The organism is Leptospira stimsonii, assembly GCF_003545885.1.
Taxonomy (GTDB): Bacteria; Spirochaetota; Leptospiria; order Leptospirales; family Leptospiraceae; genus Leptospira; species Leptospira stimsonii.
The window spans coordinates 417806-433390 of record NZ_QHCT01000001.1 but is presented as its reverse complement, the minus strand read 5'-3'; the positions used below and the strand labels follow the sequence as shown (position 1 = coordinate 433390).

13 protein-coding genes and 1 other RNA gene are annotated in these 15585 nt (G+C 40.6%); 11 read left to right on the top strand and 3 right to left on the bottom strand.

Translation table 11 applies throughout. From position 1 onward, the window contains the following. Positions 1–27: 27 nt before the first annotated feature. The 5 genes from DLM75_RS02175 (at position 28) to DLM75_RS02155 (ending at position 6670) form a co-directional block, all read left to right on the top strand. The gene (locus DLM75_RS02175) at positions 28–1497 is read left to right on the top strand and encodes an HD-GYP domain-containing protein (protein ID WP_118966903.1); all 1470 of its coding nucleotides are present in this window, start codon (positions 28–30) and stop codon (positions 1495–1497) included. Positions 1498–1842: 345 nt separating this feature from the next. Beyond that, positions 1843–3324: an HD-GYP domain-containing protein gene (locus tag DLM75_RS02170; protein WP_118966902.1), complete on the top strand. Its 1482-nt coding sequence runs from the start codon at positions 1843–1845 to the stop codon at positions 3322–3324. A 65-nt stretch (positions 3325–3389) separates the two neighbouring features. Further along, positions 3390–4532 carry a chorismate synthase gene (aroC, locus tag DLM75_RS02165; protein ID WP_118966901.1) on the top strand — a complete coding sequence of 381 codons (1143 nt, stop codon included), beginning with the start codon at positions 3390–3392 and terminating at the stop codon, positions 4530–4532. 163 nt (positions 4533–4695) lie between these two features. Continuing rightward, positions 4696–6156: an NADH-quinone oxidoreductase subunit G gene (locus DLM75_RS02160; protein WP_118966900.1), complete on the top strand. Its 1461-nt coding sequence runs from the start codon at positions 4696–4698 to the stop codon at positions 6154–6156. Further along, a complete protein-coding gene (locus DLM75_RS02155; protein WP_118966899.1) occupies positions 6143–6670 on the top strand; it encodes a NuoI/complex I 23 kDa subunit family protein in 528 nt (175 codons plus the stop codon). The genes DLM75_RS02160 and DLM75_RS02155 overlap by 14 nt, the downstream gene beginning before the upstream one ends. A 65-nt stretch (positions 6671–6735) precedes the next feature. Here DLM75_RS02155 and DLM75_RS02150 read toward each other — a convergent pair whose 3' ends face one another. After that, positions 6736–6984: a DUF433 domain-containing protein gene (locus DLM75_RS02150; RefSeq protein WP_118966898.1), complete on the bottom strand. Its 249-nt coding sequence runs from the start codon at positions 6982–6984 to the stop codon at positions 6736–6738. A gap of 625 nt (positions 6985–7609) precedes the next feature. Here DLM75_RS02150 and DLM75_RS02140 point away from each other — a divergent pair. The 3 genes from DLM75_RS02140 (at position 7610) to DLM75_RS02130 (ending at position 10482) form a co-directional block, all read left to right on the top strand. After that, a complete protein-coding gene (locus tag DLM75_RS02140; RefSeq protein ID WP_118966896.1) occupies positions 7610–8134 on the top strand; it encodes an RNA polymerase sigma factor in 525 nt (174 codons plus the stop codon). A gap of 10 nt (positions 8135–8144) precedes the next feature. Continuing rightward, on the top strand, positions 8145–9506 hold the full coding sequence (gene rsx, locus DLM75_RS02135; RefSeq protein WP_118966895.1) for an LIMLP_03685 family anti-sigma factor: 1362 nt from the start codon (positions 8145–8147) through the stop codon (positions 9504–9506). A 73-nt stretch (positions 9507–9579) separates the two neighbouring features. Further along, positions 9580–10482 (top strand): hypothetical protein, encoded by a 903-nt coding sequence (locus DLM75_RS02130; protein WP_118966894.1) that lies wholly within the window; start codon positions 9580–9582, stop codon positions 10480–10482. Positions 10483–10517: 35 nt separating this feature from the next. On the opposite strand, the gene DLM75_RS02125 is transcribed toward DLM75_RS02130, so the two are convergent. Next, positions 10518–10739 (bottom strand): hypothetical protein, encoded by a 222-nt coding sequence (locus DLM75_RS02125; RefSeq protein WP_118966893.1) that lies wholly within the window; start codon positions 10737–10739, stop codon positions 10518–10520. 174 nt (positions 10740–10913) lie between these two features. Between DLM75_RS02125 and ssrA the strand changes: the two genes are divergently transcribed. Both ssrA and DLM75_RS02115 read left to right on the top strand, forming a co-directional pair. Continuing rightward, positions 10914–11264: a transfer-messenger RNA gene (gene ssrA / locus DLM75_RS02120) on the top strand. 281 nt (positions 11265–11545) lie between these two features. After that, positions 11546–12196: a DsbA family oxidoreductase gene (locus DLM75_RS02115; protein WP_118966892.1), complete on the top strand. Its 651-nt coding sequence runs from the start codon at positions 11546–11548 to the stop codon at positions 12194–12196. Positions 12197–12217: 21 nt separating this feature from the next. Here the strand turns inward: DLM75_RS02115 and DLM75_RS02110 are convergent, their stop codons facing one another. Beyond that, positions 12218–14110, bottom strand: coding sequence for an adenylate/guanylate cyclase domain-containing protein (locus tag DLM75_RS02110; RefSeq protein WP_118967932.1), 1893 nt, complete (start codon positions 14108–14110; stop codon positions 12218–12220). 196 nt (positions 14111–14306) lie between these two features. Here DLM75_RS02110 and DLM75_RS02105 point away from each other — a divergent pair, with 196 nt between their 5' ends. Further along, positions 14307–15560, top strand: coding sequence for a valine--pyruvate transaminase (locus DLM75_RS02105; protein ID WP_118966891.1), 1254 nt, complete (start codon positions 14307–14309; stop codon positions 15558–15560). The last annotated feature ends 25 nt before the right edge of the window (positions 15561–15585 follow it).

The following is a 15585-nucleotide window of genomic DNA, read 5'->3' as shown; positions in this document are numbered from 1 at the left end:
AACAAATTTCAATTTCGCAACGATTGCATGGACGCACAAAAAGATTTACAGAAGTTCGATTTCACTGAAGAAATCATCCAGCATTTTAAGATTAACAGTGTCATTCCTGTAGACTTCTATAACAGGAACGGTCAAATTCTAATTCATAAAAAAGAAAACGCGAACGGGGACGATATAACCAGACTTCTTAAGTTTGAAAGCCAAGGAATTTATTTTCTCAAATCGGAGTTCGAAAAAATCTCCGGAGGAAAACAGGCATCCGGTCCCAATAGCGTGAACGGTCGAGAAGTCAGCTTTACAAAGTTAGTAAACTCAGAACTGACAGTCGATCTCGCAAAAAATGCGGCTGGGTTTTTATCGGAACTAAAGAAATTTCCCCTTAACGGCGGACAGGTTCGACAACTCAATAAGTCCATTGACGGTATTTTAGAAGACTTTCGCTCCACTCCCGATATGGAAAACGGCTTGGTGAACATCATCGAAGTGATGAGCGCGGCCGGCGTTCCGATGGATTCCGAGGTACTTACCAAACGGACCGTGATTTCGATGGCGATGAAAGTAAGAGCCGGAAAGGCTTTTACGAAGGTCGACATGGAGCAGAAAAAAATCGATCAGATGAATCTGATGATGTCGTCTTACCTTGCCGATGTCGGTTATACACAGATGAAAATCCCGATTCAGAAGGATTTGAAAACGGAAGAATTCGAATACATCAAGAATCATCCGATCATCAGTTATCTCATGGTGGCGAATATGCCTGACCTTGACGATAATATCAAAACACTTGTTCTCAATCATCACCGTCCTCATAAGGGCGAGGGAATGAACAACAATTATCCTCAACCGAAGATTCTCGTACAAAAACTCAATCTTTATAAAGAGAAATACAAAGACGATCCGAAACGTACCGTCTTGGTCGCGGATATACAAAAACAAATTCGGAATATTCTTACAAACAATCTTCCTATGGATGATATCGGAGTCATTTCCATCGCCGGCGAATTTGCGTCTTTAACCACAAGACAAGAATGGCGCGACGCCTATGATCCACTCGTCGCGATGAAGTTGATTTTGAATAACAGCTTTTTTGCATATAATGAGAAAACGTTGCGAGATTTTTACGATCATATCGGGTTATCGCTCTGCAACAACCAGCCATTCATCAGAGAAGGGGACTTTGTAATCGTCGTAACCCAGGATTCCAACCAAAAAGTTTTCTTCGAGGTTTGTATCATACGCGAAATGTATAAGACTCTGATTCGTCCGATGCTGGAAAGAATCGGAACAATCCGTCCTAACTTCAGCAACATGGGAAAACTTAGGATTTCAGGATTTGACCTCCCGTCTTTCAAACTCGACCGAAGGAAAGCGATCTTTAATTTGGAGAAGAATCAGGATCCAAGAAGAATTATCTACGTTCTTGATGCCGAAATGGACGGATATCTCTACGAAGAATTGATCAAACAGACCGGCGAAATTCCCAAAGAAAGCGCGTAGAGAATTCGCATACTTTTCACACAGATTAACTTTTTGAACAATTGAGAGCGTAAGCCGCTTCTCCATTTTCGGGGAAGCAAACGCGAATCGTTATGCGACACACCTATTTCGACCACTGCTTAAAGATTAAACATTTGCCTTCAATTTGAAATATTACAAAGAAAAGTTATCCGAAATGGATTTTTCTTTACCAATTCGGAAATAAATTGTGAATCAAGGACTCTTAAATAATTTTTTTCCAGTCAGATGTTCTATTCGTTAAGAATAGGATTGCGCTGATCTTCTATAGTACGCGATTCTCTTCCAAAACGAGGCCTACGGGCAATTTAAAAGAAGAGTTGTAATATGAGCGTTAACTCACATTCTGTAAATAAAGAACTCCTTGAGAAGTTTGAATTCACTTCGGACGTAATTAAGAGTTTTATAAGTCAGAGCGAAATTCCCGTAGATTTTTATAATAAGAATGGTCAAATTCTAATCCATAAAAAGTCGGATGCGTCCGAAGAAGATATCACCAAACTCCAAAAATTCGAAAGCCAAGGTATCTTTTTTCTTATATCAGAAAAAGATAAAATAGTTAAGAATAAAAAACCGGATGCGGTCCATGGTCGTGAAGTTTCTTTTACGAAATTGGTGAATTCCGATCTTACGGTTGCCCTCGCGCGTGAGGCATCCGATCTTCTCGAAGAACTCAAACACTTCCCACTCAATAGCAACCATATTCGAAAAGTTCAAAGGGGGATTGATGATATCCTCGTGGACTTTAAGTCCAGTTCCGATATGGAACTTGGACTTGTGAACGTGATCGAAGTGATGAGACAAGCCGGAGTAAAAGCGGACTCGGAGATTATGACCAAAAGAACCGTGATTTCTATGGCGATGAAACTCCGCGGAATGAAAGCCTTGAATAAGGCTGAAAGCGAATTACAAAAAGCGAAACAATTGAACGTTATGCTCGCTTCTTATATGGTCGATATCGGAAAGTCTAGAATGAAACTTCCGAATCATTCTAACCTAAGGCCGGAAGAATTCGAATATATCAAAAACCATCCGATCATCAGTTATCTTATGATCGGAAATCTTACCGGAATCGATTCCGAGGTTAAATCCGCGGTTCTCAACAGTCATAGAACGTTTCGTGGAGAAGGTCTAAACAACAACTATCCGTCGACCAATATGTTGATTCGAAAATTGACCGAATACCTCCAGAAATATAAAGACGATAAAACGAAACAGACTCTGATCGAAGATATTCAAAGACAAATTCATCATTTATTAAATAGTACTTATACGGACGAAGATCCCGGAATTATTTCGATTTCCGGTGAATTTGCGTCGTTGAGTTCGGATCAAGATTGGCGTCCAGCATTCGATCCGTTGACTTCAATGAAACTTATCTTGAACAATAGTTTCTTTTCTTATAATGAAAAAATCGTTCGCGACTTCTTCGACCTAATGGCATTGAGTCTTTGTGAAAACCAGAGCGTTCTGAATCCCGGAGATTACATCATCGTTGTGTCAATGGACTCACAGAGAAAGGTGCATTTTGAAACCTGCGTCATCAAAGAGATCTACAGGCATCAGACGAGGCCACTTTTAGAAAGAATCGGAACGATTCGACCTCTGATCACCAACAAAGGTAAAATCAGAATTGATGGATACGATCCTCATTCTTTCCGGGAAGATAAAAGAAAGGCGATTTTCAATCTCAACAATAGTATGGATCCTCGAAGAGTGATTTACATTATCGATCCTGAATTAGAGCCGAGTCTTTTCGAAAAGGTGGATCAGAATTTTAGAGGAACCGCACCTCGTTCGGTGGCCTGAGAAAACCAAAAGATTCTTTCAGAAACGCGCTTTATCCCTGAGGTTTACCTTGTTTTCTTGGTATTATGCCTTCAAGTTGGGGAAAAATTTTTAAAGTCAGCACGTTTGGAGAATCTCACGGTGAGTCCGTGGGCGTCGTAGTCGAAGGAGTTCCCGCGGGAATCCCCATTCGTTTAGAAGAAATTCAAAAAGACTTAAACCGAAGAAGACCCGGTCAAAGCAAATTAACGACTCCTCGTGACGAGGCTGATACGGTTCGCGTCGTGTCCGGAGTTTTCGAGGGAAAAACAATCGGGGCTCCGATTGCATTGATCGTAAACAATCAAAATACGATTTCAAAAGATTATGAAAATTTAAGAACAACCTTTCGCCCTTCCCACGCGGATTATACGTATCAAGTGAAATACGGGTTCCGCGCACATGTCGGAGGCGGTCGTTCTTCCGTCCGAGAAACGATCGGTAGAGTGGCGGCGGCGGCCATCGCAAGAATGATACTGAAAGACGATTTAGGAATCGAAACCGTTGCTTGGGTCGATTCGATCGGACCGGTTCAATCCAAGATTGGTGAAAATTATCCGAAGTCGAGGGAAGAAGTCGACCAAAACGAAGTTCGATGTCCTGATGCAACCAGCGCCGATGCGATGAGAGACCTGATTCTTAAGATGAAGGAAGCCGGCGACAGCGTCGGAGGAACGATCAAATGTGTTTCTTACAACCTTCCCCCCGGTTTAGGCGATCCCGTTTACGATAAGTTAGACGGAGATCTCGCGAAGGCGATTCTTTCTATTCCCGCTTGCAAAGGATTTGAAGTAGGTTCCGGATTTTCGGGAACTCTTCTCACGGGAAGCACGCATAACGATGAGTTTTATGTCGAAGAGGGAACAGGACGTGTTCGAACCAAAACGAACAATTCCGGCGGACTTCAGGGTGGAATTTCCAACGGGGAAGAACTCGTGATTCGCGCGGCATTTAAACCGACTTCTACGATTTTTAAAAAGCAGAATACCGTGACTCTCAAGGGAGAAGAAACGACTTTGGAAGCGAAAGGTCGACACGATCCTTGTGTCCTCCCGCGAGCGGTTCCGATTATCGAAGCCGTAGTGAACTTAGTTCTTGTGGACGCCTATCTCTACCAAAGGGCGATCAATCCACTCTGGTTCCAAAAATGGGCCACGGTTCCGGATTACTACAAAGACTTGGAACTTTAAGAATCAGTCTCAAAATGAAAGAAAGTTTTTCCGAATCTTTCAGAGAAATCGAAACCAAAAGAACGAAAACGGCGAACTTTTAGAAACGGGTTGCCAGAATGAGAATGGTACGTTTCTATAGAATTGTTTCCCAATACCCGGGTTTAATCAAAAGGATGATTCCATGGTAAAAATCAAAATCGACGGAATCGAGTATGAGGTAGATGAAAAGAAAAACCTTATCTCCGCGGCGAAAGATGTCGGAATAGAAATTCCTTTCTTCTGTTATCACCCTAAACTCTCCATTGTCGGTATGTGCAGAATGTGCCTTATCGAAATAGAAGGGGTTCCAAGGCTACAAGCCGCCTGCAATACCAAAGTCACCGAAGGACTTTCCATCTTTACTAAAAACGATCGAATCAAAGAGGCTCGTGAAGGAACGATGGAATTTCTCCTCGCGAATCATCCTCTGGATTGCCCCGTTTGCGACAAGGCAGGAGAATGCCAACTTCAGGACAACGCATTTAAAGAAGGAAAAGGAAATTCCCGATTTACATTACAAAAAAGGAATGTACCACAGGAAGAAATCGGATCAAATCTGATCATCAATCACAACCGTTGTATCGTCTGTTATCGTTGTGTTCGATTTGAGGAAGAAATCGTCGGAGAATCCAATCTCGGACTTTTCGAAAGAGGATATCATTCAATCATAGGTCTCGCGAAGAATGAACCGATCCAGCATAACTTTCAAGGTGCGCTCGCGGATCTTTGTCCGACCGGTGCTCTTTTAAACAATAAAACCTTATTTAAATCGAGAGTTTGGTGGTATAAGAACGCTGAATCGATCTGTCCAGGTTGTAGTACTGGCTGTAATATTACTACGAACGTAAGAGACAACAAAATGTATCGTTATATGCCTCGCATCGACGAGGAGAAGGATATGTATTTTCTCTGCGACAAAGGTCGTTTCGATATCGATTGGTTGAATGAGAATCGCCTTTTTGCATATTATCGGAATGGAGCGGCTTCGGAAAGTGGGGTCGTATTGCCCGAGATCGCCGAGAAAATCACAAAAGCAAACCAAATTGCAATTTTAGGTGGCGCCTCCGAATCGAATGAGAATTTGAAATCGATTCTACAAAGTGCAGGATCGTTTGGAAAAACGGTGATTTTTGAAGTTCGGGTGGATTCTGTTCAATCCAAACCTCCGGAACAAAAGGACTTCTTGATGACCACCGATTTAAGACCGAACACAAGAGGCGGTGTGGATGGAGGGTTTGTCTCTTCACAAGGAATAGAATCGATTCGTAAGTCGGTTGAATCCGGGGTGATCGATTTGGTTTTTGTTATCAAAGAAAATCTAAAGGAACTATTACCTTCCCTAACATCTAAAACAACGGTCGTTGTATTGGAAACAAATTTGACTTCGGATATCTCGGAAGTAACCTATGGAGTTCCAATTCAAACATTTGCTGAGCAAACCGGTTCATTTACCAATAAGAACGGATTGAATCAGAATTTTCAGAAAGCAATGGATCCGCCGAAGGGCTTGCTGAATTCCGGATCCGTATTCCGGAAACTTGCGGAATTAGTAAAAGATTTGTCTTCTTCTCCGAAGGAGGTTAGCTCAATTGGGAACCGTTAATGTAATCCGGGTTGCGAGTCGACATAAACTAACTTGGTATGAGAAATTCTATTTCTATTCGATCGGAAAAGGTCTTTGGATAACGCTCAAACATTTTATCAAAGCCGCCCTTCTGAGAGGTGCCGTTACGATAGAATTTCCCGAAAAGAAAAGAAAGTATTCCACTCGTTTTCGTGGAATGCACACAATGAAACGCGATGAACAAGGTAGAGAACGGTGCACGAGTTGTTTTTGTTGTATGTGGATTTGTCCGGCGGACGCCATTTACATCGAGGCCGCGGAAGTTACTCCCGAAATTCAACACCTTCATCCGGAAGATAAGTTTGCGAAGAAATTTGAAATCAACTTGTTACGTTGTATCTTTTGCGGATTGTGCGAGGAAGCCTGTCCAAAGGGCGCTATATATTTGGATGGCCCGGGCGAAATGGCGGCGGACAATCGAGATGATTTGATTCTTACAAAAGAAAGAATGATGCAGAAAGTCGGCGGGCCGATCATAGGAGAAAGAGTTTAAAAACGATTCTCCTATTTTAAATTCAAATTATATGCAAAATTTCTGTTAAACGATTGCGGATTTTTTTAGACTGCTTTTCTTTTTAAATATTCGTTTTGTCTGGCAATTTCAAGCTTTGCTTCTAAATACGCGACGGAAGCGTCAATATCCTCATTTGAAATTCCCGGATATTCCCGAAGAATTCCTTTTCTCGACATTCCTGATAAGAGCAGATCTAGTATTTCCAGAACACGAACGCCGGTTCCTTTGATAAAGGGCTTTCCACCCAAATATCCAGGAATCATTTCAATCGAAGTAAACTCGTCGTCACTCATATATATTTAATAACAGTAAGACCCGGGTGAATTTGTAGCGGAATTGTTTTTTTCGAAATTGTTTTCGGAAAAATCTATTAGTATACTCCGTTTCATCAGAAAAAGAATCTCGAGAACGATCCATTCTACTTTCAATTCGAAACGACGAAAAAAGATCTCCGACCGCCATCTTATTTAGAGGAACTACTCGACGATGAGGATGAAGAATTAGACGAGGAAGGGCATTCAGGAAATAAGGCGCTACAAGAAAGAAGTAAGATTATGCCCGAATTTGAAGTACATTCCTTCGTGAACGGTTTATCCGTACTGAGATTATTAAAAATGCAGTAGCTAAAAAGTTTTTCGTAACATTCATTCCTCTTTTTATTCTTTCCTGCACAACTGGAACTTTTCGGCTCGAAATCGTGAGAAGCACAATTGAAGATAAAAATAAACGGGATGATCCAAAGGAATTTTCTCCCAAAAATGCGAGGAAGCATTCTATTTTGATCCTTCTTAGGCTGATATGACATAGTTTTTGTTAAATTGGGGAGTCGATGGCAGGATTTAATTTCTTTTTTGTGCTTTTAGGATCGCAATTTCTTTGAAAAACTGCAAAAAACCCTGTTTCCACAGCATTTTATAAATGGTTCAATCCGATTCTACAGATTTTTCAACCCTCTACGAAGAAAACCATCGGACGGTTTACCATTTTCTTCTCAAAATCTCCGGCGATCCGGAAGTTTCGGAAGATCTTACACAAGAAGCCTTCTTAAAAGCCTTTACATTTTTCGCGAAGTTCGATCCAAATATCGCATCCTTTAGCACTTGGACTTGCTCCATTGCAAAAAACCTATATTTCAAACATTATAATAAGCAGAAAAAGGAATTTGGAAATCTTAGCCTCGGCGATTTGGTCATAGATATAGAAGTTAACCCGGAAATTCCCGAAAATTTAGAGAAAGCTTTTTTAGAAAAAGCGATAAAAGATTCGATTGAGAGTCTTCCTGAACCGGAAAAAAGTATAATACTATTTAAGGAATTAGAAAGAAAGACTCTGAAAGAAACCGCGCTTGCGCTTGGAATTTCGGAAAGAACAGTTAGTAGAAGGTTGATTTCTGCCGTCTCTTTATTGAGAGAAAAAATGGAAAGTCAAGGATTACAATTCTAAACAAAATACAATGAAGTTGAAAGAGGATAACATAGAACATTTCGAAGAACTATTAGGGAAATATCTCTATGGTGAATTGGATACGGAAGGTAAGAAAGAATTACTCAATTTCGTACTCAAAAATGAGAAAGCACGTTCTATGTACCAAGCTTCGACTCGGACGAATTCAGTCGTGGCCTACGCTCTTTCGGAAGAAAGAGAAGGAAAAAGTTCCGTTGATAATCGATTCGGAAAACTTTTGGAATTTAAGAATTCGGTATTTCATTCCGGATGGATTGTTTCTTTAGCGGCGGCCATTCTTCTTGTTTCAGGAGTTTCAATTTGGTTCGGTTTCTTATTTGAATCCGATGCGAAATTGGATCAAGCATTCATTCATTCCTATGGAGATTGTAAGATTGATGGAATCGCTCCACAGCCCGGTGCGACTCTATTGAATAAAAAATTGGTTTCAGGAAATTATTCGATTTGTGAATTCCAATTAGAAGGACCAAAGAGCGTTGCGGTTCGTGTTCTTCCCGATTCGGAAGTTTCGTTAACCGGAAATCGGAAAAATTCAACTGTTTTGGTGGACCGCGGTTCGATTCTTATTGATTCGATCAAAAATGAGGCGGATCCTTCCGAGGGTTTGCTTTCCATTCTTTCGCCTGATGTACGGGCACTCTTGGTTGGTACGAAGGTTGTTTATTCTCGAAACGTTGGAGAATTTCATTCTGACTTGGATCTGGATGTTTTGGATGGTACGGTTGAAATTGAAACGGGACCTTCCGTTGCTTTTGAAAAGACTGCGAATACTCTTTCCGAAGAAGAACGTGAATTCTTAAAAATCAACTTCCCGATTCTTTTTCAGAGCAAAAAAGTCGAAATCAATCGGGGACAATCATTATCTTGGAAAGGAATTCCGGAATCCGGTCTTAAAAAAATTCGATCTCTGGAAAAGAGCATTGAAGAGGCAAAAGCAAAGGGAATGAGAGTGGAAGGTGATTTCGTATTCGCTCTTTCCTCCGATGTTCAGAAATTAAACGGAGATCAGATATTTGCTATCGATCAAAATCTCAGCAAGAAAATTAAAAATTTGCTTCCGAATGAAGAAAAGGATCTGGCCGCGAAATTTAATTCCATGGTTCGTTTTCCTCCAACCGATCTGCGCGAGGTGGAAAAATTAAAATCCTTGGTTGCAAAGTTGGACAATACACCTTTGATTCAAATCTTAAAGGATAAGAATCAGCCTGATATTGAAAGAGTGATCTATTTCAAAGACGGTTCAAAAGAAAAAGGTTTTGTTTATCAACACGATAGCTTCTATATTCTTTTAAAATCGGATGGAAATCTTTTGTTTCCAGTTGATGCCGTCGATTCGATCGATTTCGAATAAAAAACTCGATTATTCTATATAATTCGTTGAAGTTTTCTATAGTTCGATTCCGTTTCTAAGCCTTAACAAAGTCATGCGAACTTTTTTTAAATCACTCTTGTTTCATCCTAACAAATCGGTGAGAATCGCTTTCTTCATTTTTTGTATTCTTTTTTTTCTCTTTGGATTTTTCAAAAACCTCTCCGCTGATACGCTCATTCTGAGGAATGGGATCGAATACAAGAATGTTAGAACTACACTCGGAAAATCGAACGTCACTTTAGAATCCGAATCCGGTGAAAAATTAAACATTCCCATCAGTTCGATAAAATCTATAAAATCCTTGCCGGTTCAATGGACCAATACTTCGAGAAATTCTCTGAAACCCGAAGATGAAAATACAACCGACAACGATGTGTTTCAGGATTCGTCGAAAAAAAGGACGAACCAGTCTCAGTCGTTTCACAACAATGTTGAAATCGCAAGGCAATCGATTCGAGAAGCGCTTCCAAGCTTGATTCCCGGTTGGTCCAATCTGTATCTATTGGGATATCCTTCCTTAGGAGCGTTCTTTTCGATGAGTGAACTCTATCTCGTTCATCTTATTTCCCTTTATACGAAACCGACCGTCCACTTCTACGACGATCCAGTGCATCTTCTTTCCGCCTATGCAAATCTTGACCCGAGTGTTTCCCCTCAAAACCCTAAATTTATCAGTTTAGTTATTTCATACGAGAACGCATCCTTAGTGAAGGATCCGATTTCCGGAGGTTATACGACTTCGGAAAAGATTAAAGAAGGAAAAGAGAGAGCGATTACTGGTTTATTGTCCGTCTTGATTTTGGATTTTTCCGTTACTCAAGTTATTTCCATGATAAGTAAGAAGAAAGAGAGAACTTCGATGGAGAAAGGTTCTTTTGAATTAAAAGTCGGAAGCCGTTTTAGGCCGGAAGCAGGTGAATCGGAATCTAAGGTTTCTTTGGTTTTTTATTTTTAAGAGGGCCATTCTTTTTTGAAATGGCCCTCGATTCATTAAGCGGTTGCCGAATCTCTTCCTATCTTCCCTACAAAATAGAAAATTACACCAACAGCGATCAGTCCGGCGCGAATAGCCCAGCCGGTTGCAACTCCCCAATTGTCGATCCACATAAGAATCCGTAAGTTATAGTTGAAGAAACTCAAAGCTCCAGAAACGATTCCTGCAAAGGAAAGAAACGCTCCAAACGAAGAAATTTTGTCCTTGATTTGATCCATAGTACTGCACCCCTTTTTAAGTGAATTGGTTACCTGGTTAACAGATGAATTCTTCTTTTTTCTCCTTTTTTAATACGAAGACACTGCCCTTTCTCATAAAATTCTTAATTTGATAAAAAACTTGCGAGTGGTCCTAAGTTTTTAAATTCTGACAGTCTAAATAGCAGATAACTCGGGGACGAAATTGGTTTCGACTGTTGTTGTCAGGGATTATGTGGCGTGTAGAGGTTGTAGGCTCCTCTCAAAACCTTCAAACAATAACCGCTAATAACGAATTAGCCCTAGCAGCTTAATCTCTGCTACGGAACCTTGGTTCTTTCTCCTGAGGGCCAAACGTTCTGACACTTTTCGGGAGGCGTCTCTTTTGGTTTTCGGTTCCTGAGAGAGATCGTATTCGAGCTGAATAGGAAAGAGAGTCCTGTCTGTGGGTTAAACTCGATCCGACAACTTTATACATAGACTACACACGTAGAGGCTAATCTGGGGCGCAATAGGACGCGGGTTCGAACCCCGCCGTCTCCATCGCATTCATTCAGGATCTTTTTGATTTTTGAATCAGAAATTTTTCGTTCTTCTTTTTGTTTTCAAATACGGGAAATTTACATCGACTTCGCTTTTGCTTCTTTTTCTAAAAAGTTGAATTCTACCTCGTTTCTGCTAAAACATACGGGACGAATTTCGAGTCAAACTTCTTGTAAGGTTGATTTCTTAGGATTCAAAAAAGAAATTTTCCTCTTATTCTTACTAAAATATCCGCTATTGTGCTAAATTAAATTTTCTCCTCTGAGGAGATTTGGAGATCGGAATTGGAAACGAAAATTTCAATTTATTCGGACGTAGTTTGTCCTTGGTGTTACATCGGAAAAAAAAGATTAGAAGACGCGATTGAGCTTCGTAAAAAGTCCCACCCGGATGATAAGATTGAGATAGAATGGAAAGCTTTTCAACTGAATCCAAATCTTGCACCCGAAGGAGAAGATCGGGTTTTACACATGACCCGAAAGTTCGGTTCTTTGGATCAGATCAAGATGATGGTGCAGAGAGTGGCGGACATTGCCACAGCGGAAGGTCTTCCTTTTTCGACCGAACAACAAGGCCATCAACCGAATACTTTCTTATTGCACGCTCTGATCCGAAGAGCAAAAGAAAAAGGAAAGGCTTCCGAACTTGCCGAAATTTTCTTCAAAAACTTTTTTGCTGAAGGTAAGAATCTTTCGGATACAACCGTTATCATTGAAAGTCTGAAACAAGTTGGAATGAACGAAGAAGATTTGGACAACGTAAAAGGAAATGAAATTCTCTTAAAAGAAGTTCAAGAAGAAGAATTAAGAGGTAGGCAACTGGGCGTTTCCGGAGTTCCTTTTTTCGTCTTTAACGAAAAATACGCCGTTTCGGGTGCGCAAGAATCCAATCTTTTCTTACAAGTTTTCGATCAGCTGGAAAAAGAAGCGTCTTAAAAAGGACGCTTCTAATAGAACTCATTTAAGGTCGTATGCCAATTTGTATGCTGCCTCTTCCTCTTTTGACCAGGGTAATTGAAACGGAACTTTTCTTACTTTCAAACCGCTCTCTCTCAGATAATTCCGAATCTCACTGTCTCTAAAGATCGCTTCTGAAAAAACGATTTCACCGGCGTCGGTGATGCCTTGCAGTTTTGAAGCGTAGTTTACCGTGTTTCCAAAGTAATCGATATTGCTGTTGAGATTCACCGCTAAACAAGATCCCGTATGAACGCTGATTCGAATTTGAATTCTGTTTTCCGGAGAAATTTGAAACACCTTCTGCAATTCAACCGAGGCAAGTATAGAATCTAACGGACTTGAAAACGAAGCCATAACAGCGTCTCCGATGGTTTTTACAACGGCGCCTTTGTTTTCTTTGATGATTCGGAAAACTTGTACGAAATGCTCTCTTACTTCTTTGAATGCACCTGTATCCCCTTCTGAAATATAGAATCGAGTGGAACCTACAATATCCGTAAAGAGAATCGTTTGTACACCGATGTCCAATTGAAGGTCGGAAGCGATCGCTTGTTCCGTAAAAAGGTCACGAAAGTCCTGAAAATTGAATAATTCCGCAGGTCGCAAACTATAAGCGTCTTCTTTTTTTTCCTCAATCACGAACGTCCTCGGAGAAAGTTCGCTATTGTATATTTGAACCGTCGGTTCGGGTTTTGCTGTGATTTCCTGCTCGGATTGATCGGCGGTCCAGCGTACGGTTTCGTTCGAAGAAGGTTGTAATTCTAAGAGATTGTACTTTTTTTCTCCGGCGATTCTAAGACGATAGATACCGTCGTTCAATAATAAATTTGTAATATACTCCGCACCGGGTGGAATCGTCCTTTGAAAACGAATATGAGTCTTCGTTGCGGGTTCCGCCGCGCAAAAAAATCTTTTTTGAACTTCTCTTATCGAAGGATGAATATGAAAAGTGATTTCAATCGTATTGAGTTTGGATGATTCAAAATCGATTCCGCATACGTCGCAAGAATCTTGTGAAGGAACGTCTCCTAAGTTGTTAAGTTCTGATCGAACACCTCTGCAATGAGGACAGATCACATCCCAAGAAAGAGTAAAAAGTCCTTGCCTACAACCGTGTAAAAAAAGGAGAAGAAGACTTTCCAGAGGAACCTTCCATTCCGAGACCAACTTCTTAATTCGAATCCGATAGAGTTCGTTTTCGTCTTCAGAAAGAATATAATGAATCACTCGATCAATTAATGTTTCGTCGATTCCTTCACGAATTAAATTGTTTCTGATTTGTTTTAGCTTAATGCTCTCCGCGATCGGTTCTGATTCTTTCAACGTACTCTTAAAATTGATGATTGAATCGTTTCGTTTTCTGGTTTCAATATCAGTCAGAACTCCCAAAAGTCCTTTTTGATAATCTTTAAAGAGTTGTTTCATTCCGATGGGGAGAATCAATTTTCCCAGAATTCCTCTCGGAATCCAACCGAAGTAAACGGTGAGCTTTGTTTTGTTTGATGAAAGTTTTTCTACGATGTAACGGCAACGAACGTATTTCCCGAAACCTTTGCTATAAATGCGCGCGTTGTTTAGTCCTTTGCAATATTCCCATTCCCAAGGAACTTCCTCCCATTCCATCAGAATTCCCGCGTTTCTGGAGCGGCCGAACAACTTTCCTTCTTTCTCAACGTATTTCATTTCGGGAATCCCGATTCTTTTGTTAAACGAAGAGGTATCGATAAGCCAAGGCCAAAGAGATTCTACATCTATATCCAATTCGAATTCCCAAAGTACTTCCACCGGTTTTGCGGAACGGATCCATTCTTCATCCCAAGGATATTGTTTTAAGAATGCGCCGAGGTCTAAAATTTCCTTGGACTTGAGTCTGTTTTGATTTAATTCCATGTCGATTCTCTGATTCCCGTAAGAAAGTATTTTGTCCAAATCTAAGTCTTTGTTCTGAAAGCGAATCCCGCTGGATTATCGCCATCATAAAGGAATGGGAAGAGGTTCCGATTCTTTTCAAAAAGAATCTACAAAATTTCTCTTTTCGTTTAGATTCTATTTCCTGCTATAGAGTTCGGAAGAAATTTGGTACAGTATGCAATATTCTCAATTTGGTCGAAAATTCAAGGAGCAAACGGGGATTGGACAACTTATGGAAGATCTTGGAAGCCCTCCACCCGGCGCTTGTATGTTGGGCGGAGGAAATCCAGCGCTGATTCCGGAAGTCGCGGAGGTTTGGAAAGAGATCGTTTCGAAACAGATCCAGTCCGGAAGTCTTCATAAAAGTCTCGGGAATTACGAGTCACCGGCCGGAATTCAAGAACTTCGGGAGCGAGTTGCATTCATTTTATCGGAAGAATCGGGAACTTCCATTTCTGAAAATCAAATTGCGATCACAAATGGAAGTCAAAATGCGTTTTATCTTTTACTGAATTTTTTCTCCGGAGCGTTCGCGAATGATAGGAGAAAAAAAATTCTATTTCCTATTCTTCCAGAATACATAGGTTATACGGATCAGACATTAGAAACGGATTCCTTTTTATCCTTTTTGCCAAAAATTCAGGAGATCGATTCTTCCTATTATAAGTATTATATAGACAAGGAAAATTTTCAAAATGTTTCCGATTGGAAGGAGCAAGCGGGTTGTATTTGTGTTTCTCGACCGACCAACCCAACCGGAAACGTGATCACCGATTCCGAGCTGGAATTTTTGATTTCAAAATCGAGGGAAGCCGACATACCTTTGTTAATCGATAATGCGTACGGTTATCCTTTTCCGGGAGTCGTTTTCGAAAAGAGTTCGTTTATTCATAAACCGGGAATGATTCAAGGTTTTAGCCTTTCCAAGCTTGGGCTTCCCGGAGTTCGAACAGGATTTGTTCTGGGCGATCCTGAAACGATCGAACTCCTGCAGAAAGCCAATTCGGTTATCAATCTTACGAGTGCAAGTCCGGGTCAATACATAGCACTGGATCTTTTTCGTTCCGGAGAATGGAAACATTTGTGTAAGAACGTTATTCTACCTTACTACCAAAAAAAGTCGGAATTTGCGAGGGATTTGATTCTTCGGAATTGGAATTCCGAATTGAATTATAGAATTCATCAGAGTGAGGGCGCCTTCTTTCTATGGATCTGGGTGAAAAATTTAAAACTTACGGTTTCGGAGTTATATCCGATTCTAAAAGAAGCCGGTGTGATCATCGTTCCCGGAAAAACTTTCTTTCCGGGTTCGGATTCGAGTTGGACTCATAGAGAAGAATGTTTTCGTTTGAGCTTTGTGAGAGAAGAAAAAGAGATAGAAGAAGGAATCATAAAAATCGGTCGAGTATTGGAAAAATTCTCCAAATAAAAAGGTTTCGTCCTGTCATTCGGAT

Excerpts from the sequence above, each read along its gene's own strand:
- DLM75_RS02175 (WP_118966903.1), top strand. The coding sequence starts at position 28 with ATGGACGCACAAAAAGATTTACAGAAGTTCGATTTCACTGAAGAAATC.
- DLM75_RS02170 (WP_118966902.1), top strand. The coding sequence starts at position 1,843 with ATGAGCGTTAACTCACATTCTGTAAATAAAGAACTCCTTGAGAAGTTT.
- aroC (WP_118966901.1), top strand. The coding sequence starts at position 3,390 with ATGCCTTCAAGTTGGGGAAAAATTTTTAAAGTCAGCACGTTTGGAGAA.
- DLM75_RS02160 (WP_118966900.1), top strand. The coding sequence starts at position 4,696 with ATGGTAAAAATCAAAATCGACGGAATCGAGTATGAGGTAGATGAAAAG.
- DLM75_RS02150 (WP_118966898.1), bottom strand. The coding sequence starts at position 6,984 with ATGAGTGACGACGAGTTTACTTCGATTGAAATGATTCCTGGATATTTG.
- DLM75_RS02140 (WP_118966896.1), top strand. The coding sequence starts at position 7,610 with ATGGTTCAATCCGATTCTACAGATTTTTCAACCCTCTACGAAGAAAAC.
- rsx (WP_118966895.1), top strand. The coding sequence starts at position 8,145 with ATGAAGTTGAAAGAGGATAACATAGAACATTTCGAAGAACTATTAGGG.
- DLM75_RS02130 (WP_118966894.1), top strand. The coding sequence starts at position 9,580 with ATGCGAACTTTTTTTAAATCACTCTTGTTTCATCCTAACAAATCGGTG.
- DLM75_RS02125 (WP_118966893.1), bottom strand. The coding sequence starts at position 10,739 with ATGGATCAAATCAAGGACAAAATTTCTTCGTTTGGAGCGTTTCTTTCC.
- DLM75_RS02110 (WP_118967932.1), bottom strand. The coding sequence starts at position 14,110 with ATGGAATTAAATCAAAACAGACTCAAGTCCAAGGAAATTTTAGACCTC.
- DLM75_RS02105 (WP_118966891.1), top strand. The coding sequence starts at position 14,307 with ATGCAATATTCTCAATTTGGTCGAAAATTCAAGGAGCAAACGGGGATT.